The 22,188-nt window shown below is 41.4% G+C and carries 16 protein-coding genes; 10 read left to right on the plus strand and 6 right to left on the minus strand.

The window, feature by feature from the left end; translation table 11 throughout:
- The first annotated feature begins 255 nt into the window (after nucleotides 1-255).
- From nagA to I6J03_RS17980, 5 genes are all read left to right on the plus strand, one after another.
- Nucleotides 256-1,455, plus strand: a complete 1,200-nt coding sequence (gene nagA / locus I6J03_RS17960) for an N-acetylglucosamine-6-phosphate deacetylase (RefSeq protein WP_003003287.1) — start codon at nucleotides 256-258, stop codon at nucleotides 1,453-1,455.
- Nucleotides 1,456-1,609: 154 nt separating this feature from the next.
- Entirely contained in the window at nucleotides 1,610-2,668 is a 1,059-nt protein-coding gene (locus I6J03_RS17965) for a substrate-binding domain-containing protein (RefSeq protein WP_039989712.1), read from the plus strand.
- 42 nt (nucleotides 2,669-2,710) lie between these two features.
- Nucleotides 2,711-4,249: a beta-N-acetylhexosaminidase gene (locus tag I6J03_RS17970; RefSeq protein ID WP_003003282.1), complete on the plus strand. Its 1,539-nt coding sequence runs from the start codon at nucleotides 2,711-2,713 to the stop codon at nucleotides 4,247-4,249.
- Between the two features lie 10 nt (nucleotides 4,250-4,259).
- Nucleotides 4,260-6,833: a family 20 glycosylhydrolase gene (locus I6J03_RS17975; protein WP_003003279.1), complete on the plus strand. Its 2,574-nt coding sequence runs from the start codon at nucleotides 4,260-4,262 to the stop codon at nucleotides 6,831-6,833.
- The gene (locus I6J03_RS17980; RefSeq protein ID WP_003003275.1) at nucleotides 6,823-8,148 is read left to right on the plus strand and encodes a sugar MFS transporter; all 1,326 of its coding nucleotides are present in this window, start codon (nucleotides 6,823-6,825) and stop codon (nucleotides 8,146-8,148) included. Before I6J03_RS17975 ends, I6J03_RS17980 begins: the two co-directional genes overlap by 11 nt.
- 24 nt (nucleotides 8,149-8,172) lie before the next feature.
- On the opposite strand, the gene I6J03_RS17985 is transcribed toward I6J03_RS17980, so the two are convergent.
- Nucleotides 8,173-9,216 (minus strand): LacI family DNA-binding transcriptional regulator, encoded by a 1,044-nt coding sequence (locus I6J03_RS17985; RefSeq protein WP_003003271.1) that lies wholly within the window; start codon nucleotides 9,214-9,216, stop codon nucleotides 8,173-8,175.
- Nucleotides 9,217-9,450: 234 nt separating this feature from the next.
- Here I6J03_RS17985 and I6J03_RS17990 point away from each other — a divergent pair, with 234 nt between their 5' ends.
- The 5 genes from I6J03_RS17990 to I6J03_RS18010 are packed head-to-tail and all read left to right on the plus strand — an operon-like array spanning nucleotide 9,451 to nucleotide 16,909.
- Nucleotides 9,451-12,546 (plus strand): SusC/RagA family TonB-linked outer membrane protein, encoded by a 3,096-nt coding sequence (locus I6J03_RS17990; protein WP_003003269.1) that lies wholly within the window; start codon nucleotides 9,451-9,453, stop codon nucleotides 12,544-12,546.
- 10 nt (nucleotides 12,547-12,556) lie between these two features.
- Nucleotides 12,557-13,930: a RagB/SusD family nutrient uptake outer membrane protein gene (locus tag I6J03_RS17995; RefSeq protein ID WP_201693880.1), complete on the plus strand. Its 1,374-nt coding sequence runs from the start codon at nucleotides 12,557-12,559 to the stop codon at nucleotides 13,928-13,930.
- Nucleotides 13,931-13,934: 4 nt separating this feature from the next.
- The gene (locus I6J03_RS18000; protein ID WP_232279608.1) at nucleotides 13,935-15,377 is read left to right on the plus strand and encodes a CBM96 family carbohydrate-binding protein; all 1,443 of its coding nucleotides are present in this window, start codon (nucleotides 13,935-13,937) and stop codon (nucleotides 15,375-15,377) included.
- A 1-nt stretch (nucleotide 15,378) separates the two neighbouring features.
- Nucleotides 15,379-16,125 carry a glycoside hydrolase family 16 protein gene (locus I6J03_RS18005; protein WP_003003263.1) on the plus strand — a complete coding sequence of 249 codons (747 nt, stop codon included), beginning with the start codon at nucleotides 15,379-15,381 and terminating at the stop codon, nucleotides 16,123-16,125.
- Nucleotides 16,126-16,162: 37 nt separating this feature from the next.
- Complete coding sequence (locus I6J03_RS18010; protein ID WP_003003261.1) at nucleotides 16,163-16,909, plus strand: 6-phosphogluconolactonase; 747 nt, start codon at nucleotides 16,163-16,165, stop codon at nucleotides 16,907-16,909.
- A 182-nt stretch (nucleotides 16,910-17,091) separates the two neighbouring features.
- Here the strand turns inward: I6J03_RS18010 and I6J03_RS18015 are convergent, their stop codons facing one another.
- From I6J03_RS18015 to I6J03_RS18035, 5 genes are all read right to left on the minus strand, one after another.
- The gene (locus I6J03_RS18015) at nucleotides 17,092-18,282 is read right to left on the minus strand and encodes an ATP-binding protein (RefSeq protein WP_003003259.1); all 1,191 of its coding nucleotides are present in this window, start codon (nucleotides 18,280-18,282) and stop codon (nucleotides 17,092-17,094) included.
- 91 nt (nucleotides 18,283-18,373) lie between these two features.
- Nucleotides 18,374-19,195: a hypothetical protein gene (locus I6J03_RS18020; RefSeq protein WP_003003257.1), complete on the minus strand. Its 822-nt coding sequence runs from the start codon at nucleotides 19,193-19,195 to the stop codon at nucleotides 18,374-18,376.
- A gap of 238 nt (nucleotides 19,196-19,433) precedes the next feature.
- A complete protein-coding gene (glsA, locus tag I6J03_RS18025) occupies nucleotides 19,434-20,447 on the minus strand; it encodes a glutaminase A (protein WP_003003253.1) in 1,014 nt (337 codons plus the stop codon).
- A gap of 279 nt (nucleotides 20,448-20,726) precedes the next feature.
- A complete protein-coding gene (locus tag I6J03_RS18030) occupies nucleotides 20,727-21,449 on the minus strand; it encodes an SIMPL domain-containing protein (protein ID WP_003003250.1) in 723 nt (240 codons plus the stop codon).
- 71 nt (nucleotides 21,450-21,520) lie between these two features.
- Nucleotides 21,521-22,171 (minus strand): hypothetical protein, encoded by a 651-nt coding sequence (locus I6J03_RS18035; RefSeq protein ID WP_003003249.1) that lies wholly within the window; start codon nucleotides 22,169-22,171, stop codon nucleotides 21,521-21,523.
- Nucleotides 22,172-22,188: the final 17 nt, after the last annotated feature.

Genomic DNA, 22,188 nt, shown 5'->3' on the forward strand with positions numbered 1-22,188 from the left:
AAGCACAGTAAAAGATCATCTTTTACTGTGCTTTTTTTTGTGGATATTCTGAAGCAACTCGCGCTTTACGCCAAACCCCGAAAAATACCCGTACATGTCTATAATCAAAGAAAAAACACTTGTCAGATAGAATCGGATTACGACACAAGATAGGTGTGGTAAATGAAAAAATAAGCGTTAAAAATTTGTTCATAAAAACATTTTTGTTATTATTGTGTACGTTAACAATTGCAATAAAGCTAAATTATAGTAACCATGACCAAACTGCTTTTACATAATTGTATTCTTGTGTTGCCTGTTTCACTCCTTGAAAACGGATATGTGTATGTGGAAGATAATCGCATTGCAGGTATTGGTCAGGGCACGCCCGAAATGCAGGATGATACGGTAAAAACCATCGATCTGAAGGGCCGCTATGTTGCACCGGGTTTTATCGATATGCATGTTCATGGCGGAGGAGGATATGACTTTATGGATGCAACAGTAGAGGCATTTTTAGGTGTTTCCGAAACCCATGTCCGCTATGGTACCACAGCCATGTGTCCGACAACTTTAACAGCAGACAGTGAAAATCTATATGCGGTGTTAGATACCTATGCAACAGCTCTTCCTCAGAATAAAAGAGGTGCAGCCTGGTTAGGTTTACATCTGGAAGGTCCTTATCTGGCCATGAACCAGCGGGGAGCACAGGATCCCAAATATATCCGGAATCCGGATGTAAAGGAATACAGCTCTATACTGGATTATAGTCCTCATATTATACGCTGGAGCGCTGCTCCTGAACTTCCAGGAGCTTTGGATTTTGGAGATTACCTGCAGTCCAGAGGTGTTATTGCTTCGCTGGCACACACAGATGCCCTGTTTGAGGAAGTTGTGGAAGGCTATGAACATGGCTATCGCTTAGCAACTCATTTTTATTCAGCCATGTCTACCATTGTGCGTAAAAATGCAAAACGCTATGCAGGAGTGATAGAAGCCGGATATTACTTAGACGGTATGGATGTAGAGATTATTGCAGACGGTATCCATGTTCCTGCTCCGCTGTTAAAATTAATTTACAAGATCAAAGGTCCCACTCGTATTGCATTGGTAACAGATGCGATGCGTGCTGCAGCTATGCCCGAAGGGCCTAGTGTATTAGGACGTGTGAAGGACGGATTGCCCGTGCTGGTAGAAGGAGGCGTAGCCAAGTTGCCAGACAGATCCGCGTTTGCAGGAAGTGTGGCGACCTGTAACCAACTGGTCAGAAACTACAGAGACCTTGCCGGAATACCGCTTCAGGAAGTGGTTTCTATGCTCACAGGGGTACCTGCACGTATTCTGGGAGTACAGAATAGAAAGGGAAGTTTGGAAACAGGTAAAGATGCGGATCTCGTTGTATTTGATGAGGATATAGAAATTTACATGACGATAGTGGAAGGGGAGATCAGATATGATCGTCTGACGACCACTTAGTTCAGAAAGTATTGATATCAATAGCCAAAGCATGATTTTGCAGGCATAAAGGGGAGGCTAAAGACTTGTGGATTCCTAAATACACAAACTGTCTGCTCCCTCTGAATAATCAACTGTCTCTATGAGCCAGCTGATAAAAACAAATTATAAACAAATGAAAAAAGATAATAGTCTGGTCGGTATTAAGGAATTGGCGAAGCTGGCTAATGTTTCTATCGGTACCATTGACCGGGTATTGCATGATCGTCCGGGAGTTGCTGCCAAAACTAAAGAACGGGTGCTTGCAGTATTGCAGGAGCATGACTATCAGCCTAATATGATCGCACGTGCCCTTGCGAGTAGAAAAGCCCGTCGCATCGTTGTACTGATACCCTCTGCCTCTCCCGAATCAGCGTATTGGAAAGCTCCGCTTGAGGGAGTCCGAACGGCAGGCAGCGAGATTCTGCGGTACAGTTTTACACTGGATGTATTGCTGTTTGATCAGAATGACAGGCACAGTTTTATTCCGTTGGCGACGCAGTTGTTGGAGGAAGACTTTGATGCTCTGGTGTTGGCACCTATGTTTCATCAGGAGGCGCAACCCCTGCTGCAACATTGTGACGAAAACAAGATCCCGTACGTATTCATCAACTCCGATATTCCGGGTTCGGATAGTACAGCTTACTTTGGTCCGGACCTTTTTCAGAGTGGATGTATGTCCGCCCAGCTGATAAATTATATCAGCAATCCTGCGGATGAAATACTGCTGGTCCATATTTCCAGGGAAATGGAAATGCAGCATCACCTTTTACGTAAGGAAGAGGGGTTGTTGCAGTATATGCAGGATAACGGCATGAAGCAGAAATTGCATAAGCTGATTATCCGGGATACTGCCTTCAGCGCAATAGAACAGGCACTGACAGAACAATTAAAAGATACAACCATAAAGGTACTCTTTGTAACCAATTCGAGAGTTGCATCTGTAGCCCGTTTTATTGAAGAGCAGCAGATAGCAGGAATATGTCTGATCGGCTTTGATTATCTGCCGGACAATATTGCTTATCTGGAAAAAGGTATTATAGACTTTTTGCTGTGTCACAAACCTATAGCACAAGGTTATAAATCAGTGATGTCTCTGTTTCAATTGCTGGAAGCCCAGCAGGAACCGCAGAAAATAAACTATATGCCTATTGACGTCATCAGTAAAGAAAATTACCGCTACTACGAAAACTAAAATCAGCCGGCACCAATGCTATAAACGAATAAACATATTACTATGAAAAAGTACTTATTAATTTTCACCCTCTTAATCATAAGTCAGTTACTCTCTTTTGCAGATAAGATTGATCCTGATTTTGCTGTTCGGGGTTTTCACCTGGATCTTCGGGTACAGGTTATGAAAATGCCGGCATTGAAAAAATTTGCCAGACAGTTACACGACGGAGGTGTCAATACCCTGATCATGGAATGGGAAGCTACCTATCCCTTTGAAAATCACCCGTTGATTCCCAATCAGTTTGCCTATACCCGGGAAGAAGTACTTGAATTTGTAGACTATTGCGAGAATATGGGAATTGATGTGATTCCTTTACAGCAAAGTTTCGGACACGTGGAGTATATCCTGCGCCATTACCGCTACAAAGATCTGCGTGAAGATCAGAAAGACTATTCGCAGATCAATCCGCTGAAAGAGAAGGAAGCAAAAGCACTTTTTACTGATCTGTACAAAGACTTGATCAGCACACATAAATCAGAATACATCCATATCGGAGGAGATGAAACGTATCTGCTGGGGCATTCTAAAGAATCGCAGGCTAAGGTCGCTGCAGTTGGAAAAGGAAGACTGTACGGCGATTATATTAAGCTCCTTTGTCAGTTGGTAGTAGATCTGGGTAAAAAACCCGTAGTATGGGCGGATATAGCAATGAAATATCCGGATGCCTTGCAAGGCATTCCGAAGGAGACTGTTTTCATAGATTGGAACTACGGATGGGATGTGGATATGTTTGGTAAGCACAGTAACCTGTTGCACTCAGGTTATGAAATCTGGGGAGCACCTTCATTGCGCAGCCATCCGGATAACTATTTTCTGACACAGTGGGAAAAACATTTTAAAAATATACACGATTTCATTCCGTTGGCAAGACAGTTTGGCTACAAAGGCATGATCATGACCTCCTGGTCTACCTCGGGGCTATACGGCAGTACATGGGAGAGCCCCAAAGATCTGGTTGACTTGTATCCTATACGCCGGGTGTATCCTTTATCCGGATTTAATATGCTGATTGAGGCTTATTTCTCAGCTTTACGCACACAGCAGCCGATTGATATCAAAGGGTTTATACAGCAATACGGAACAAATCAGTATGGATTCGGGGAGAAAGAAACGGATAGATTCTGGAATGCGCTTCGTGCAAATCCTTATGAAATAAATCAGGGCGTTATCAGTTCGCAGGCAGTTTCGATCTCGCAAATGAAAGACAGTGCGGATTGGGTCTTAAAAGAGTTGCAATCGCTTTCGCCCAAAAAGAACAAGAATGAATTTGCACATTATATCCTGATGGCGCAGATCAGACAACGTTATCTGCGGTACATGGATATAGAAATGGCGTTAAATAATCCAAATTTTGACCTCAACACTATAGCGCATCTGAAAGCTGAATTAAAATTGCTTCGGGATGAAAAACTTGATAAATCATTTAAAAACCTCAACGCTGATTTTATGTACACGACGGAGATACAACAGGAAAATGAACTGCGTAACAGTAAAATCAGACTCCTGGAAGCACGATTAAACCAATTGGGTAAGAATTAAAACAAGAATTATGAAAACGAAATTATTCTTTATAGCCTGTTTCCTGATGCTGACGATGCATACTGTCAAAGGACAAACGGAAAATAACTACCCGTTGTCCGTGAGCTGGCAGCCGCTGATGAACAATTATGAGGGCAAAGAACAGGCATTATCAACGTTGACCATTCAAAATACAAGTGACAAACCCTTTCCGTGGAAGGGCTGGCGTTTGTATTTTAATTTTATCCGCTTGCTGGAACCCGTCGATTCTTCACAACCCTTAGATGCTGTTCATATAAACGGCGACTACTTTTATTTCCTTCCTAATGCCAGAGGAAAAGAATTGCAGCCGGGGGAGAAGGTCACCTATACGATGGTTTCCAAATCATGGGTTGTAAACTATAATGATGCTCCGCAGGGATTTTATCTTCGATGGAACAATGCTAAACTCGAACCGCTGGGGCCGATGAATTATATGCCGCCAACAAATGAAAAAGCGTTTTTCAGGGTTGCAGGTGACAAGGAAATGAATGCAGATAAGCTGTATGAAAAAAATCTGCGTTATCAGCAGAATGAAGTATTACAGCGCGGACAGATCTTGCCAACGCCTGTATCTATGGAGCGTCATTCCGGAACCTATACGCTTAAAAAGAAACTTCATATTTCTTATGACAAAGGATTTCAGGATGAAGCAGGTTTGCTGTCCGGGACGCTGAAAACCTATTTCGGTATTACGGCTCAAACCGCTGTCCATACATCCTCCGGCGCGAAAGAGATCCGGTTGCTGAAAGAAGAAGGATTAGGAGCTGAGGCTTATAAACTGGAGGTTACCCAGAAAGGAATCACGGTAAAGGCTTCTGCAAATGCAGGTATCTTTTACGGTATACAGTCTTTAAAACTGTTAATCGATCCGGCGAATTATAACAAAGGGGTAAATTCCAAAATCGTATTGCCTTTGGTTACTGTCACGGACGAGCCACGCTTTGGCAGCCGGAGTTTGATGCTGGATGTTGCCCGTAATTTTCAGCCTAAAGAGCAGATTCTTAAGATGCTCGATATAATGGCGCTCTATAAACTGAATACCTTTCATTTTCACCTGAATGACGATGAAGGCTGGCGACTGGAAATCCCGTCTATTCCCGAACTGACTGAAACCGGTGCACACAGAGCACATTGGGAAGAAGGAAAGGAATACAATAATCTGCCTCCTTCGTATGGATCAGGTCCATTCGCCGACAAGGGACGTGGAAGCGGATATTACAGTCAGGCCGATTTTATTGAAATCTTGCAATATGCCAAACGCAGACATATTAAAGTGATCCCGGAAATCGAAACTCCGGGACATGCACGTGCTGCTATTCAGGCGATGAACAGCCGCTACCGTAACTTGCTGAAAAGCGGAGACAAAGTCAAGGCGGAAGCCTTCCTGTTGCAGGCTTCCGGAGATTCATCCGTATTCCGCTCGGTGCAGAAATGGAATGATAATGTCATGGATGTTTCTATGCCGTCGGTGTACACTTTCCTGGAGCAGGTGACAGATGATGTTATCGCCATGTATAAAAAGGCTGATGCGGAACTGGAAACTATTCATTTTGGAGGGGATGAAGTCCCCAACGGTGTCTGGGAAGGATCGCCGGCTTTTGCTAAATTAAAACAAACTGATTCTGCAATAAAAAGTACAGAAGATCTGTGGCTTCGTCATTTTGACAAACTGTACACTATGCTGAAGAAGAAAGGGTTGCTTCTTTCAGGCTGGGAAGAAGTAGGAATGCAAAAGATTACCCAGGATGGAAAGAAAAAATGGATTCCTTATAAAGGATTTAAGGATAAGGGCATTCATCTCAATGTCTGGAACAATCTGGGCGGAAATGAAGACTTGGCCTATCGTCTGGCGAATGCAGGATACAAGGTAAAACTCTCCTTTGTAAGCAATTTTTATTTTGATATGGCTTACCATAAGCACTTTGATGAGCAAGGTTTTTATTGGGGAGGTTTTATAGATCTGGAAAAGCCATACAGCTTTGTGCCGTTTCACTATTTGAGTAATCAGAAGCAGGACTGGCTGGGGAGACCCTTACCTGAGCGCGTGTTGGCGGGTGCAGAAAAACTGACACCGGAAGGAGAACGCAATATCGTAGGATTGCAGGCGCTGCTTTGGTCCGAAACCATCAAATCCGAAAAGGAAATGGAACGTATGCTTTTTCCGCGATTGCTGGCGTTTAGCGAGAGGGTCTGGGCGAAACCCGGAGTGTGGGAGCAGAACGGTGAAACTGCAATCTCAAAGGCTCAGTATGAAAAGGAAGTAAAGCATTTCTTTAACATAGTCGGACAGCAGGAATTAAAAAGATTGCAGCATCTGGGCGTAGAATACCGTATTCCAACACCCGGAGTGAGACAGCTTGAAAATAAAGTGCATGTCAATATGGAACTTCCGGGATTTGTAATCCGCTACACGGTAAACGGAGAAGTTCCGAAAAATACGGATCCCGTATACAGCAAGCCGGTAGCTTATACCAAAGGGATGGTGTTCAGAGCTTTTGATGAACAGGGACGCGGCGGATTGCCTGTGTCTCCTCATTTAACGGAGGGTAAACATGAAAAATAAACATGAATCCGTAGCTGTGGCCAGTCTCTCTAAGCGGGATCAGGCTGTTTCCATTGGTATTATTGTATTGTTGTTCTTTGTTTTTGGATTCGTAACGTGGATCAATGCTATACTGATACCTTATTTTAAAGGTGCCTTTACACTGAATCACTTTGAGTCGTATCTGGTCGCGTTTGCCTTTTATATCGCTTATCTGCTGATGTCTGTTCCTTCGGGATATCTGTTGCGCTACGTGGGATTTAAGCGGGGGATGATGATTGGTTTTTTTGTGATGGCAGTAGGGGCAGCTTTTTTTGTTCCGGCCGGTAAAATGCAATTGTATCCGTTGTTTTTGACAGGACTTTTTACACTGGGTATCGGACTATCCGTTTTGCAGACTGCCGCCAATCCTTATGTCACTATTCTGGGCGATAAAGAGCGTGCTGCACAGCGGTTTAGTATTATGGGAATTAGCAATAAGCTGGCCGGTATTATAGCACCTTTGCTGTTTGCGGCCATTGTGTTACGTCCTGAAGATCAGAGTATGTTAGACAGTTTATCCGGATTGTCTCCGGACCAGAAGGCCGTAGCTATTGAAACTTTGCTGGCCAGAGTAGTCGTGCCGTATGCTGTAGTCTCCTGTATTCTGGTGGCACTGGGTCTGTTGGTTAAATTCTCACCTTTGCCCGAAATTCATACGGATGAAGAAGAGCAGGAAGGGGAAGGGGTGACCACCTCAGGTAAAACAAGCATATTGCAGTTTCCCCACCTGCTGCTGGGTAGTATTGCTATTTTCTTCCATGTGGGTTCTCAGGTGATAGCTGTAGATAGTATTATTGCGTACGGACAGCATTCAGGATTGTCCTTTGCGCAGGCCAAGACCTTTCCTTCGTACACGCTTACAGCTACTATAGTCGGTTATATTCTGGGTATTATTATGGTGCCCAAAGTGTTGAGTCAGCTCACAGCTTTGCGTATATGTACGACACTTGGTCTGCTGTTATCCATGGCGATTATGCTGTTCTCCGGGGAGATTTCTTTTTTGGGATATCAGACAGATATTTCCGTGTGGTTTCTGGTATTGCTCGGGTTCGCCAATTCTATGATATGGGCGGGAATCTGGCCGTTGGCTTTATCCGGGTTAGGGAGATTCCTCAAGATAGGAGCGTCTCTGCTGGTAATGGCCCTTTGTGGTAATGCTATTATGCCTATGTTTTACGGTTTTTTTGCAGATAAAATTGGCCTCAAAGAAGCTTACGTTGTGCTGTTGCCCTGCTATGCCTATTTAATATTCTACAGTTTTTATGGTTTTCGTCTGAAAAGCTGGAAGCGTTAAAGACAAAAAATACTAAAACAAAGCTTATTTTATCCCCTTGTCAGAGGAATCCCGGATAATAAGCTTTGTTTTTATCACGACTTCCTGATAGTCCAGTGCCTGCATATCTTTGTCCTCTATTTGTTGAATCAGTATTTTGGCCGCAACGCGCCCCATATCATATGCACTGTCATCTATGGTCGATATCTGGGGCTCCATAATGGCGGAAATCGGGTAATTACTGAATCCGACAATAGCAACCTCCTCCGGTATTTTGTAGCCTTTATTGCGGAATGCTTTCATTGTTGCGACAGCGGTATAGTCATTGGCACAGACAATACCATCCGGCATTATCTTTTCTTCCAGTAAAGCTTCGGCCTGAACTTTTCCTTCATCATAACTGAGATTTTTTGTTTCCTTGATCAGCTCCTTGTGTACAGTTAGCTGATGATCTGTCAGCGCCTGTTTAAAACCTTCCATTCTGGATTTAAATATGTCTACATTCTGATTACCCGAAATATGAGCTATTGTTTTACATCCTTGTTGTATAAGGTGTTGAGTTGCAGTATAGGAAGCTTCGAAGTCATTGATCACTACTTTACTGGCTTTGAGACTATCTGTATTACGGTCGTATAATACAAGCGGTATATTGGATTTGTCGATCTTTTTGAGGTGATCGTACCGGTTCGTTTCTAAAGCTGGACAAATAATAATGCCGGCAGCAAGCGAGGTTTCCAGCATCTTTACTATTTCCTTTTCCTTTTTGTAAGAGTCCTGCGACTGGAAAATAGTGATCTGGTATCCCTGATTGTAAGCGTAGTCCTCGATACCGCTGATCACCTTGGAGTGGAAGTCGATATCGATTCGCGGACAGATCACCCCGATAGATTTAGTTTTCTTACTTCTGAAGCTGGAAGCAATCGGATCCAGTGCAAAGCCCATTTCTTTCACCTTGTCATTGACCAGTTTTTTAGTGCTTTCACTTATGGCGTGATGATTAGATAGGACTCGGGAAATGGTGGCGGTGGAGAGATTAAGCTCCTTTGCGATATCTTTTATGGTAATGCGCGACGCATCTGATTTCTTCATATTGACTTCCTTTATACTTGCTTTGCCGAAGTTAGTTCAAATTTTGCGTATTTCAAACTGCATCATATCTTTAATTTTATGCAAACATTTGCATTAATAATTGTATGATTAATTGGTTTTAAATGTGTTTATTTAATTATTTTAAGTTTTTTTATGCAAACATTTGCATTGAATTTGTTTTTTGTCTACCTTGCTTAAACTAAATAACAGATGCTATAAACTAAAGTCTGAATTATGATATTTATTACTAACCATCGAAAAACAAAAGGGAGCAATCGAGCCTTTTTTCTGACGATTTGGTTTTTGGGTTTGATGTTGTCCGCTCCGGGCTCAACATTTGCACAGCAAAAACAGGTTTCAGGAAAAGTCATTGATGCTGCTACTAAAGAGCCCCTTCCGGGCGTGAGTGTTCTGCTCATGGGGCAAAATTCCGGTATTAGTACCGATAATTCCGGTAATTTCACCTTAAAAGATGTCCGTGAGGGGCAATCTCTGGTTTTTTCATTTTTGGGGTATACCAGTCAGACTGTAAAGGTCGATACCCGCAATGTCTACAACATCTCTCTGAACAGTCTTTCAACACTTATGGAAGAGACAGTTGTCGTAGGATACGGCCGGCAGAAAAGACGGAACCTGACCGGTTCTGTAGTGTCTGTGGGTGCAAGCGAAATCGAGAAAACCACATTACAGGATCCTTTATCTATTCTGCAGGGACGGGCAGCAGGGGTACAGGTATCTTCTAACTCCGGAGCACCCGGAGGCGAGATGACCATTCGTGTACGTGGTAACTCCTCATTGAACTCCGGAAATAATCCACTCTTTGTTGTGGATGGTATTCCGATTGAGTCAAATTCTATCTCTTCTCTGAACGGTACTGAAAATTCAGGCTTGAATCCGCTGGCTGATATCAATCCAAGTGATATCGCTTCTATGGAAATTCTGAAAGATGCAGCATCGACAGCGATTTATGGTTCAAGAGCTGCCAACGGTGTGGTCATGATCACTACTAAGCGCGGGGCAGAAGGTAAGCCGGAAGTATTGTTGAATGCAACTACAGGGGTGAGTTCGCTGACACGTAAGTTAAGCGTATTGAATGCAAGACAATACCGCGAAGCTGTTCTGGATTCCTACAACGCCATGACCGTTCCTGAAGATCCTTATTATACACTTATTGACTCCCTAAACCCCATGAACAACGGGGATGTGGACTGGCAGGATGAGCTGATGCGAAGTGCCAAGCAATATAAAATAGATCTCTCTGTACGTGGCGGTAACCAGGGAACCAAATATGCCTGGAGTTCCTCTTATCTGGATCAGGACGGTGTAATACTCAATTCCAACTACAAACGATTCACCTCACGTCTAAATGTAGATTTCAATATTTCTGATCGCATCCGTATCGGACAGAGTGTATCGTATACAAATGCGGTAAACAACCGTACCAATGCAGCAGGATCGGGCAACCTGAGTATTATCCGGAGCTTGCTGGTGCGCCCGCCTAATATGTCTATGTATCTTCCGGACGGATCACTGAACGGATATATGATCGGTCAGCGTAATCCGGTAGGGATGGCGCTCTATGCGACCAACCTCAACAAGAGCAACCGTATTATCGGTAGTCAGTATCTGGAAATCGATATCTACAAAGATCTGAAGTTCAGAAGTAATGTAAATCTGGATTACATAGCTATGAAGGAAGATGAATTTATGCCATCTATCCTGGATTACCGTGAAGGGTATAATACAGGAGGTGTGCGCTCTTCAGGCAATCTTACATGGGGTAATGAAAGTTACTTTACCTATACCAAGAATATTGATAACAAGCACAATTTTGGGGCGGTACTGGGTATGAGTTTTCAAAAATGGCGTTATGATCGTACCGGATTAGACGGAATGTATTTCCCAAGTGATGATATCCGTACGTTGAATGCTGCTTCCGTGATTTCGAATCAGGGTGTTAACGTGGCTTCAGAGCATGCAATGCTTTCTTATTTTGGTAGAGCGACTTACGATTACCGTGGAAAATATCTGTTAGAATTTAACTTACGTGCGGACGGTTCATCCCGTTTTGGACGTGACAAGCGATTCGGTTACTTCCCTTCCGCATCGGCAGGATGGCGTTTTGTAGAGGAGCAGGTTGTGAAAGATCTGGGTTGGCTGAGTGATGGTAAGTTACGCTTCAGTCTGGGTAGTACCGGAAACGAGGCTATAGGTGATTACACTTCACGCGGAGAATTTACTTTAGGTACGAATTACCTGGACTTCTCGGGTGCCTCACCGACAGTAATGCCTAATGCGAGCCTTACATGGGAGACAACCAAACAGTATAACTTAGGTCTGGAGTTGGGATTCATCAACAACAGGATCATGTTCTCTACTGATGCTTATCTGAAGAAAACAAAAGACTTATTGTATAATGTGCCTATTCCAAGCACTACAGGTTTTGAATATATAACACAGAATATCGGTTCTATCGAAAACCGCGGTCTGGAATTTAGCTTACAGACCCGCAATCTGGAAGGCGCTTTCACCTGGAATACCAATATTAATGTCAGTCTTAACCGTAATAAAATAACATCTTTACCTAAAAACCTGCTGACCAACGGTTACATACAGAATGGTAATTTCCACATTCTGCAGGAAGGATTGCCGATAGGGGTATTTTATGGATGGCGTTTTCAGGGTGTTTATTCCCGTGACGAAGATAACGTGAACGGAGTCACCAATGGAGCTAACGGTCCGGTATTCGTCGGAGGAGATCCGATCTGGAAAGATCTGAATAATGATAATATCATCAATCAGGATGACAGAGAGATTATCGGTTATGCCGAGCCTAAATATTTTGGAGGTATTTCCAATGATTTCAGTTATAAAAATTTCCACCTGAATGTATTTTTTCAATATTCTGTCGGTAATGAGATTTACAGTGAGCTGAATCATCAGCGTAATTCTATTGTACGGTACAACAACTTATCCACAGATGCCCTGAACAGATGGCGTCAACAGGGGGATGTGACAGACTTCCCGCGTCTTATTCGCGATGATCCGAAGCAATCTGACAGCAGAGTGCAAAGCCGCTGGGTAGAGGATGGTTCATACATCAAACTGAAAAATGTTAATCTGAGATATTCCTTCAAATCGGATTGGATAAAAAGAATCGGAATGCGTAAGCTGGATGCCTTTGTGACTGCAACTAACCTGATCACCTGGACGAAATACACCGGTTTTGATCCCGATGTAAACTCTTATTCAGGACTTCGTGTCGGTTTGGATGAAGGTTCGTATCCGCAGAGTCGTACCTATATGTTCGGTTTAATCTTTGGACTTTAATTAATTAGCCATGAAAAGATCTTTTAAATATATATTCGCCGGTTTCGTATTGCTGGTTGCTACGGCTTGTTCAGATTCACTTCTGGATAAGGATCCGATCAGTAATTTTTCGGGACAAGGTTATTATAAAAAACCGAGTGACGCACAAGCTGGTGTCAACGGTATATATAACAGTATGCAATCCCTGTTTCGTCTTAATTTTGCCTATTGGGGTGAAGGACGTGCAGATAATGTGACAACCCGCCATTCGGGAGACCCGTTTGCGTTGCAGCAGAATGTTCTTACTCCAATTATCAATTCGGCACGATGGGATAATTTCTACACGTTGATATCACGTGCAAATTATGCTATCAAATACACCCCCCAAGTATTTGGAGAGGGAGAAAGTGAACTTAAAAAACAATTACTGGGACAATCTCATGCACTGCGTGCAATAGCTTACTTCTATCTGGTACGTATCTGGGGAGAGGTTCCGCTTATCACAGAGCCCTATGAAAGTGTGGAGCAGGATTTGTTTGTAAAGCAAAATACCACAGCAGAGGTACTGGCAAAAGTAGAAGAGGATTTGCTCTTTGCTACTGAAAACTGTGCGAGCAGTTATTCCGGAGCACGTAACCGTGTACTGATCACCAAAGGTGCTGCCTATGCTTACCTGACGCAGCTCTATATGTGGCAAAAGAAATATGACAAGGCAATTGCTGCAGCACAGAATATACTGGGAGACCCGCAATATAGTCTGGTAGCTATGAGTGACTGGAATGATATCTTCGTAAAAGGCAGCAGTACCGAAAGTATTTTTGAAGTTGGATACAATGAGACACAAACGAATGGCCTGCGCATATTGTATGCTATCGGTTCAGATAGTGATTACGTACCAAGTACCAGTTTTATTGCATCTATCGAACAGGGAGACTTACGCAAGGCCCGTATCTATGATGTAACTCAGGTACAACCCCGTAAAATATGGAAATTCTTTGGTCAGGGCTTTAATGATGAGAGTGCAGATCCTTCTTCTAATAATATCGTGCTGACGCGATTAGCAGATATTATATTGTTAAAAGCTGAGGCGCATGCACAGTTGCAGCAACCAACAGAAGCATTGGAACTGCTGAACCGTATTCGTCGCCGTGCCGGACTTTCGGTCATGGATGAGGCATCAGCAAACAATCTTTATGGAAATCTGGTGAATGCTATCCTGCATGAGCGCTCGATCGAATTATGCTTTGAAGGACACCGCTGGTTTGACCTGGTACGTACAGGTAAAGCAATCTCCACAATGAAACCTATCAACGGCCTTGCTGATGAGCGTAATCTTGTATGGCCGATTCATGAAAGTGCTGTTCTTAGAAACCCTAACCTTAACCAAAATGAATTTTATAAGTAATCATATGAAAAAGATAAAACATATAATTACGCATTCCCTGTTGGGGATGAGTATATTGGTTTTGCTCTTCAGTTGTGAAATCCAGGAAAGCTTTGACTATGAACATGCCCCGGACAACAGTAAACTGAATATGTCTGCATTGGCCTATATCAAAGGAAATGAATCTCTTTCGATGTTTGCAGAGGCTGTAGAACGGACTCAGTTTGCATCGTTCTATGAAGGTACCACTCCTGCAACATTTATTGTTCCCAATAATCAGGCATTTACGGCTTATCTGAAAGAGAATGGATATGTTAGCATCGCCGCTATTCCGCTTCCGATATTAAAAAATATACTACGGTATCATATTGTCAAGAGTGTAGTTAATTTTAATGATCCGGCTTTAGCACCCAGCAACAGACCTATTGCTTATACTACAGAAAACGGCCAGATTATGTACTTGTCGCATACCAGTACCTATGTCGGGCTGATCAACGAAGGTACAAACAGACAATGGCAGATCCGGACGTCCAATCTGGTGCCTGATAACGGTGTTATTCATGTTGTAAATTTTGTTGTTTTCTATTCTGCACCTACGGGTGATGCCAATGCTGTCAATCCGAATCTGTTGCAGGACACTATTTTTCCGAAACAGGATAGCTATGTTAATGGCGGGATTGAATCAACCAAAAACTTTGGTACAAATACATTATTGAAAATCAAGAATGTAAGCAATAACGGTGACTACGACCGTAAGGCTTTTTTGATGTTTGACTTCGCAGATTTCAAGAAACAAGGTGTAGTGACAGATCTTAAATTGCAACTGGCTGTATCTTTTACAGCAGCGAAAGGAGTTGATCTCAATCTGTTTGAAACGCCTAGTACTTCGTGGGTAGAGGCTTCGCTGAATTTCACCAATGCCGTGTTCCCTACATCTCCGCGTATTGCATCGATCAAGACGAGTAAAGTCAGTACGTTCAAATTTGACCTTACGGATTACTACAAAGAGCGTAAACCCACAGGATTGAAGTCTTTCATGCTGGATGGTCAGCCGGGATCTGACGAAACCGATGAAATCGCATCTAAGGAACATCCTACATTGGCGAAGCCGATGTTGATTGCTACTCTGGCGACTGGAGATTCTGAACTGGTGTTGCAAAAACAGCAGGATTTTGAAGTCAGCAATGGTGGAATGTATGTGCTTTCTAATGATAATCTCAAAGTTGACGGCGCATCGGCCGCTGATATTATCTATACTATTGATGACCTGCCTGCTTTCGGATGGTTTATAAAAGGTGCAGAGGTGCTGAAAAAAGGAAGTCGTTTTTCGCAGCTGGATTTAGATCTTAAGAATGTGGTATTTATCCATAATGGCGAAACTTTAGGAACTAAAAGTCTACTGCTGACTGCCCGTGATAAAGCGGGTGCTGTACTGGAAGATATCAAAATCAATATTATAGCGAAGTAATATGAAATGGTATAGCTTAAAATTCAGCGCTCTCGCATTTGTCGTATTTCTGGTAAACTGCGGAGGGTCATCTGTAGAAGTGGACAAACCTGTTGTGCCTACGGACCGGGTGATCAGTTTCTCGGGTATGGATTGGATTGTTCGTACTACGAATAATAGAACAGAAGGTCCTGGGCCTAACCGGTTTTCAGACTCAGATAAAAATGTCTGGGTAGACGGGACAAACCGCTTACACCTCAAAATAAGACAGGAGGGAGGCAACTGGTATTGTGCCGGTGTGACGGCTAAAAAGTCTATGGGATATGGTAAATACATCTTTTACATCGGCTCGGATATTAATCAGCTGGATAAGAATGTTGTGGCAGGACTTTTTACTTACCTGAATGATGAGGAGGAGATCGATATCGAGTTTTCAAAATGGGCTGTAGCGGATAACGTAAATGCTCAGTTTGTGTCCCAACCATCTACAATAGCAGGAAATAAAGTGCGCTTTGATATTGCTCCCAATCTGGGACAAACGCAGCATTACTTTGACTGGCAGGAGAAGCAGATTGCTTTTGCCAGCAGTTATACGGATAGCAAGGGTTTATCCCAACCGATTCATGAATGGATCTATACCGGAAAGCAGATTCCGAAAGAAAAGAATGAGAAGTTGAAACTGAATCTGTGGTTGTTCCGCGGACAAATGCCTTCTGATCTTAAAGAACAGGAAATAGTGATAGATAGTGTCCGTTTTGTAAAACAATAGTTAGGAGGAACGTAATTTTTTATTAAATAGTGATTATATGCTTTTAGAGAAATTGAATATTGATGTTGCCGATACTGCACAGGAGATAGGTGAACGGGCAGGGAAGGCTATAGAAGCCGCACTTGTGGAATTGCAAACAAAGAAGGATGAGATTCGGGTAATCTTTGCTGCTGCCCCTTCACAGGATTTTATGCTCGATTACCTTGCTAAATCAACAAAAATTGAATGGTCAAAAATTGTAGCGTTTAATATGGACGAGTATCTGGAACTGGAAACCGATGCTTCCCAGCTTTTTTCAAATTATCTGGAAAACAGATTGTTCAGACATATTCATCCGAAAAGGAAATATTTTATAAATCCGGATCAGCCGGCAGCTGAGGAGATTGCGCGGATATCAGCACTGATCAGCGTGGCACCTATAGATGTAGTGTGTCTGGGTATAGGTCAGAATGGTCATATTGCTTTTAATGATCCGCCTGTAGCTGATTTTGAAGATAGTCATATTATTAAACAGGTTGAATTGGATGAAGTCTGTCGTATGCAGCAGGTGGTAGATGAGTGTTTCGCAACTATTGAAGATGTGCCTAAGTATGCACTGACCTTAACGATCCCGACCATTATGGATGCAAATCAGTTGTTTTGTGTAGTAGTAGGAGAGCATAAAAGAGAAGCGGTGAAGCATACGCTGAACTCTCCGATCAATACAGAATGGCCTTCTACTATTTTAAGAAAGCATAAAGACTGTCATTTCTTTTTTGACCGGAAGGCATATCCAGCAACATAAAAAAATGTGTGTTTGATGGTTGTCCCCGATCTAAAAAGAGTTTTTTAAAAAGTATGTGAACGAGCCTCTGTCTGCCCGCCGGATCAGGGGCTCGTTGTTATTAGATACCTGTGGAATAAGCGCGTTGATAGGTTAAATACTTGTGAGATACGTGATGTATTGGCATCGCCTGTAAAGCGAGACTAATACATAAAACCAAAAAGCCATACCGGAATGATATTTCCAAAACCTATTTCAATACCGTCTTTCGCAACGTAAGCATTTTCTATATTTGCTATTTGTTTCTTGGTTTTGTTTTTGCCTCCGATTTCAAATCTATACCTTTTATCGATCACAAAATCTGCTGTTTCTGAAAGGTTTATCTCATGCAAGCCTTTAAATTGATTTAAGAAAAACGTTTCTCTGACATTTCCTATATTGGTGTTTTCTTTTGCCAGTGCATACATCAGATTGCTGTTGTTCAGATACAATTTTTCTGGCTTGGTCAATACCCCGATTCCTGAATTGTCTTTGTACAATTCATTGACGAGTCCGGCACGTTCCAGAATTTTTATGCTTTGTACCAGCATGTTACGGGAAACACCGACTTTTTCACTCAGTTTGGTAATATTGGGCGTAAATGGTGCACTCGAAGCAACGGTAATGAGCAATTTCTTCAATTTCACCAAGGTATCATATTGTAAATCTTCTACTGCATTGATATCTATTTCAATAATCAGATTAATTGTGTTTTGTAATTTCTGAATGTATAGATCTTCATTCTCTTTGTAATAGGGGTAAGCTCCCGTTTTCAGATATTTTTCAAATAGCGGTAAGGGTTTTAGTTCATTTAATACTTCCGTAGCAATAACATTTTGGTTTTCTAAAATCTTTGAAAGCGAATGAACGGGAAATACTTTTTTTGTTTCAAATATGATAAACTCTCTGAAGGAAAGCTCTTTCAGATAATAACCGACAGCTCTGCGACTCAGATCTGACTCGGATTTATAAATTTCCAGTAGTGATGATGAAGTGAAGATAACGTTAAGCTCAGGAAAGTTATCGTAAATAAGTTTTATCTCTCTTGACCAGTTGGGGTATTTGTGAACCTCGTCAAGGAGTAAATGTGTTCCTCCGAATTGAGCAAAATGCTTTGCGAGATCATACAGCTTGTTCTCAAAAAAATAAATATGATCTAAACTTACATACAGCGTCGATTGTAACGGCAAATATAGCTTGGCCAATTGCAGAAGCAAGGTAGTTTTTCCGGCACCTCTGGCTCCTTTTACTACAATAAGACGATTATTCAGATCCATTTGATGGACCAGATAACGTTGTATATCCAGGGATATACGCGCTATTTTTGTCTGAAATTCTAATAATAATGTCTCCATTTTGCTTTATGTATAAAGCAAATGTATGTTATTTTGTTAAATAAAAGAAGCAATTTTTTATAAAAATGCTTTATATAAGAAGCATTTTGTATTAGTTGTTATTTTCGTAAAACTCCTTAATTACATAGTCGATGTCATTTAGTTTACCCAGTTCTTTCAATAAATAGTACCGGTGCAAAAAGCCTGTTAATACTACAATTTTTTTGCCGGGATATTTTTTTGCTATGTTATAAATGTTTTTGGCCATTGTCTGATTTCGTAAATCCCAGAAACCGGACATGAGTCTGAAGCCGTCTTTGTAATTTATACTGTCTCCATCAGGTTTTACAACATATTTTTTCGAGAATTCAGGCCTTGAATTTGTGATTTTTAACAGTTCCTTATATTGATAATTCTGCCTCTTTTCTGAAATGCTATCCGTTGTTTTGTTATTAAAATTTTCAGGCGATAATGTTGAAATTTTTATAAGGTCATTCGTAATGATATTGAACGTTTCATAAATATCAGCTTCTTCCGCTGTAAGTGCATTTGCCTGATACAGGCTATCTATAAGTTGAACGGATAAATTATCTGCAGGAACCATTCCCATTGCTTTGCGGTATTTGTTTCTGCCTTCAAAATCAAAGGGAAACCGCAAAGTACGGGGATATTGTTTCAAATAAAGATTACTCGCCTGAATTTCATTTCCTTTAAAAAAACCGCCTCGTTCATAATCTTTCATTCCTTCGCTATCGACTTCGTGTAGTATAATGTCCGGCTTTATAGTATTCAGGATTCCAAGTAATATCTTTGGATTATAGTTAGGGACGCTGTCGTGAATATTCCCAATGACATAAATTTCAGTTCTGGAATGCTGAGAAAAAGCGATGTTAATGAGTAAAAATGAGAGTAGTGTAGCAAACAATTGTTTCATAGGGTTGTATCTGATGGTCTAGCATGTATCATATCTTCCGTTCTTGGGAAAATGGGGTCCATTTTCTCCTATAGGAGATACGATATTTCTATTGCTAAAGTACGAAAAAGCACCTGTAAGCCCTATTGAATTTACTGAATTATCTTATTTTTCTGTTTTTAAAAATCACTTAACCAACAATCTTTTTATATCCAAAAAACATGTAAAGTCTTGAGGTATTCAATCTTGAAAAACTATATTAAAATATTCCGAGATTATATTGTTTTACCAGATCCAGGATCATGTGGTAACCTACTACAGAATTGCCATGACTATCCAGAGGAGCGCTGAATACAGCTATACCAGCCTGATTGGGAACGCTGATCATAATGCCTCCACCAACTCCTGATTTGCTTGGTAATCCAACCGTACGGGCATATTCACCGCTAAATTCATACATACCGGCAATCAGCATCTGCGATTGGATAAGTTTTGATATTTCAGGATTTTTATAGCGTTGGTCGCCATCAAAGCGCACGCACTGATGTGCAAAGAAATAACCTATTTTGGCCAGATCTTCTGCAGTAAGTTCGATAGAGCACTGGCGGAAGTAGTTGTCCAGCTGTTCTTCCGAACCCGAAATCAATCCTGCATTTTTCATAATATAGAACATTCCCCGATTGCGGTGTCCGGTTTCTTTTTCAGATGTATAGACTGTTTTGCTGTAGTCCAGTGTTGGATTGTCTGTGATGTAGCGCACCATATTTAATATTTTGTCAAAGGGTACTTTTCCATCACCTGAAATAAGGGATGTCGTCAGGATCGCACCGGCATTCATCATAGGATTCAGCGGCTTGCCCATGGTTTCCAGATTGGCAAAATGGTTGAATGATTTGTCGGTTCCAAAATATCCCATCTTCTTAAATACAGATTCTTCTCCATTTTCCATAACCGCCAGCATCAGCGCAATGGTTTTGGAAATACTTTGCATGGTGAATTTTTTATTTATATCACCCACTCCGATCACTGTTCCTCTGTCATTGACCACGGCAAGAGCAACAGCTTTTGCATCCATTTTACCCAGTTCAGGAATATAATCGGCAACTTTTCCGTTCACGTAGTCATTTCTGTTTTTATCCAGAATAGCTGTTAACGCTGCTTTGGATACATCTTTAATGGTATTTGATTTTTGGGCATATGTGGAGATATTAATCAGGAAAAATACGAGTACAAATGTACTTTTTATCAGATCGGAAGTATAAGGTCTGTTCATATTCTATTATTCAGTATAAGCGTATACGAAATAACTGTTTTAAAATTTAATTAGCAAGGAACGGACAAATTGAATTGAGGATGTTTTGCTGTTTTTGGGATTTGGAGGGCAGCTGATAATACTTAAGACAGGTCATACAAATCGCATCTTAACAGCATTCAGGTCGAATACATAGGAATAAGTACAGCCTGAAACAGGAGAGAAGTAGGTCTGATGCATAAAGACTTACAGCGTCCCTTTCCTCATCAGGAAAGGGACGCTGTAAGTAAGGGATTTGGCTTATTTTAGCTCAAATTCGGTATAGATATTACGTTTGAATTCAAGTACTTCAGGAGCGATCTTAAATCCGGCACCTCCGTAAGCTTTATTAAATGTTTCCAGTTGCATTCTGGTCTGGTAGCCTCCCGGATCACCAGGAGCACTGCCATCATTAGAAATAAACAACAGTTTTCCAATTTCAACATCGGCACGTTTGGCCAGTTTTTGAGCAGATTTGAGTGCATCATCATAAGCAATAAGGTCAGCTTCCCGTAAGATACTGTCTGCTTTGGAATGATTAAACTGAACGGAGGATATACTGCTGATTTTTGTTTCCAGCAGTTTACCTGTCAGCTCTGTAAACTTAGTCAGATCGTGCAGTACAAAATCGATAGTCTGCTGCGCCTGATATCCGACAAATTTATTGCTGTTGTTGATATACTCGTAGGCTTTATTGGCAGACACACTGCTGGTCTTGATATCTTCTTTATTACTCCCATATTTCTGCAGAATAGCGATTACGGAGTCAACCGTATTTTGAGTTTCGCGTACGGCGTCGACCATGCGTGGTTTAGTAAAACCGGCGTCTATAGTTAAAGTGACCTGATCAGGCATAATTCTGATCTTTCCTTCTCCGCTGACACGGATTCTGTTTTTATTGTCTTTTGAATCCGAATTGCAGGATGCAAAAAGCAACAGGCTGGCGGCAGCCAATACAAATGTTGATTTGAGTACGGTATGCATAAGCGTTTAATCTTTAATACTATATAAATGAATGAAGTAATTTACATGTTGTTCAATAGATTTTACTCCGGTTAATTTGACAAGCGTGGTGCTGCCATAAGCGTAGGGGACTCTCTGTCGACCTGCAGCTCCTTTATCAGTAAATTTTCAATGATAGGCAGCATTTTATCATTGACGACTATTTTATTGATCACATTTTTAAAGTACGTATCACTTTTAAATTCCTTATCTATCTTTTGTTTAAACTCCGGTGAAAGAGATTCATAAGTAAGTACCAGTTCCGTTTGTTTCTCTTTTATTTTTTTAACGGTCAGATTCCATGTTATGCCGTAGTCTGGAAAGTAAAAATCCTTTTTAGGAGGCCTCACACTTAAGCTTTTATCTTTCTGAGTATAGCTGATAAGCATATAAATGCTCGACGGATTTTCTACTTTTTTTGCAGGTGAAAGCAGTTCCTTCCATTCTTTTTGATTTTCTGCAACGAAATCATCTCCATATGCTGTTTCTTCGATTTGAAAAGCAGCCGTACTATCATTGCTTTGCAACGCTTTTATATGCATAGTTCCCATGCGGTAAAGGTTTTCCATTTCCGGTATAGCATCTTTTATTCGTTCAAAATCAGCTGCTATTATTTTTGATCTCGATTTGTTGCTAATGGTTTGTGCCTGCGAAACGTTCAGAATAGCTAAAGCGATAAATAAGATAAGGGAATATTTGTACATAATTCTTTTTTTTAAAT

The sequence above is a fragment of the Sphingobacterium spiritivorum genome (assembly GCF_016724845.1).
In the GTDB taxonomy this organism is placed as follows: Bacteria; Bacteroidota; Bacteroidia; order Sphingobacteriales; family Sphingobacteriaceae; genus Sphingobacterium; species Sphingobacterium spiritivorum_A.

Excerpts from the sequence above, each read along its gene's own strand:
- I6J03_RS18000 (WP_232279608.1), top strand. The coding sequence starts at position 13,935 with ATGAAAAAGATAAAACATATAATTACGCATTCCCTGTTGGGGATGAGT.
- I6J03_RS18035 (WP_003003249.1), bottom strand. The coding sequence starts at position 22,171 with ATGTACAAATATTCCCTTATCTTATTTATCGCTTTAGCTATTCTGAAC.
- I6J03_RS17990 (WP_003003269.1), top strand. The coding sequence starts at position 9,451 with ATGATATTTATTACTAACCATCGAAAAACAAAAGGGAGCAATCGAGCC.
- I6J03_RS18005 (WP_003003263.1), top strand. The coding sequence starts at position 15,379 with ATGAAATGGTATAGCTTAAAATTCAGCGCTCTCGCATTTGTCGTATTT.
- I6J03_RS18015 (WP_003003259.1), bottom strand. The coding sequence starts at position 18,282 with ATGGAGACATTATTATTAGAATTTCAGACAAAAATAGCGCGTATATCC.
- I6J03_RS17970 (WP_003003282.1), top strand. The coding sequence starts at position 2,711 with ATGAAAAAGTACTTATTAATTTTCACCCTCTTAATCATAAGTCAGTTA.
- I6J03_RS18020 (WP_003003257.1), bottom strand. The coding sequence starts at position 19,195 with ATGAAACAATTGTTTGCTACACTACTCTCATTTTTACTCATTAACATC.
- glsA (WP_003003253.1), bottom strand. The coding sequence starts at position 20,447 with ATGAACAGACCTTATACTTCCGATCTGATAAAAAGTACATTTGTACTC.
- I6J03_RS18030 (WP_003003250.1), bottom strand. The coding sequence starts at position 21,449 with ATGCATACCGTACTCAAATCAACATTTGTATTGGCTGCCGCCAGCCTG.
- I6J03_RS17975 (WP_003003279.1), top strand. The coding sequence starts at position 4,260 with ATGAAAACGAAATTATTCTTTATAGCCTGTTTCCTGATGCTGACGATG.
- nagA (WP_003003287.1), top strand. The coding sequence starts at position 256 with ATGACCAAACTGCTTTTACATAATTGTATTCTTGTGTTGCCTGTTTCA.
- I6J03_RS18010 (WP_003003261.1), top strand. The coding sequence starts at position 16,163 with ATGCTTTTAGAGAAATTGAATATTGATGTTGCCGATACTGCACAGGAG.
- I6J03_RS17995 (WP_201693880.1), top strand. The coding sequence starts at position 12,557 with ATGAAAAGATCTTTTAAATATATATTCGCCGGTTTCGTATTGCTGGTT.
- I6J03_RS17965 (WP_039989712.1), top strand. The coding sequence starts at position 1,610 with ATGAAAAAAGATAATAGTCTGGTCGGTATTAAGGAATTGGCGAAGCTG.
- I6J03_RS17980 (WP_003003275.1), top strand. The coding sequence starts at position 6,823 with ATGAAAAATAAACATGAATCCGTAGCTGTGGCCAGTCTCTCTAAGCGG.
- I6J03_RS17985 (WP_003003271.1), bottom strand. The coding sequence starts at position 9,216 with ATGAAGAAATCAGATGCGTCGCGCATTACCATAAAAGATATCGCAAAG.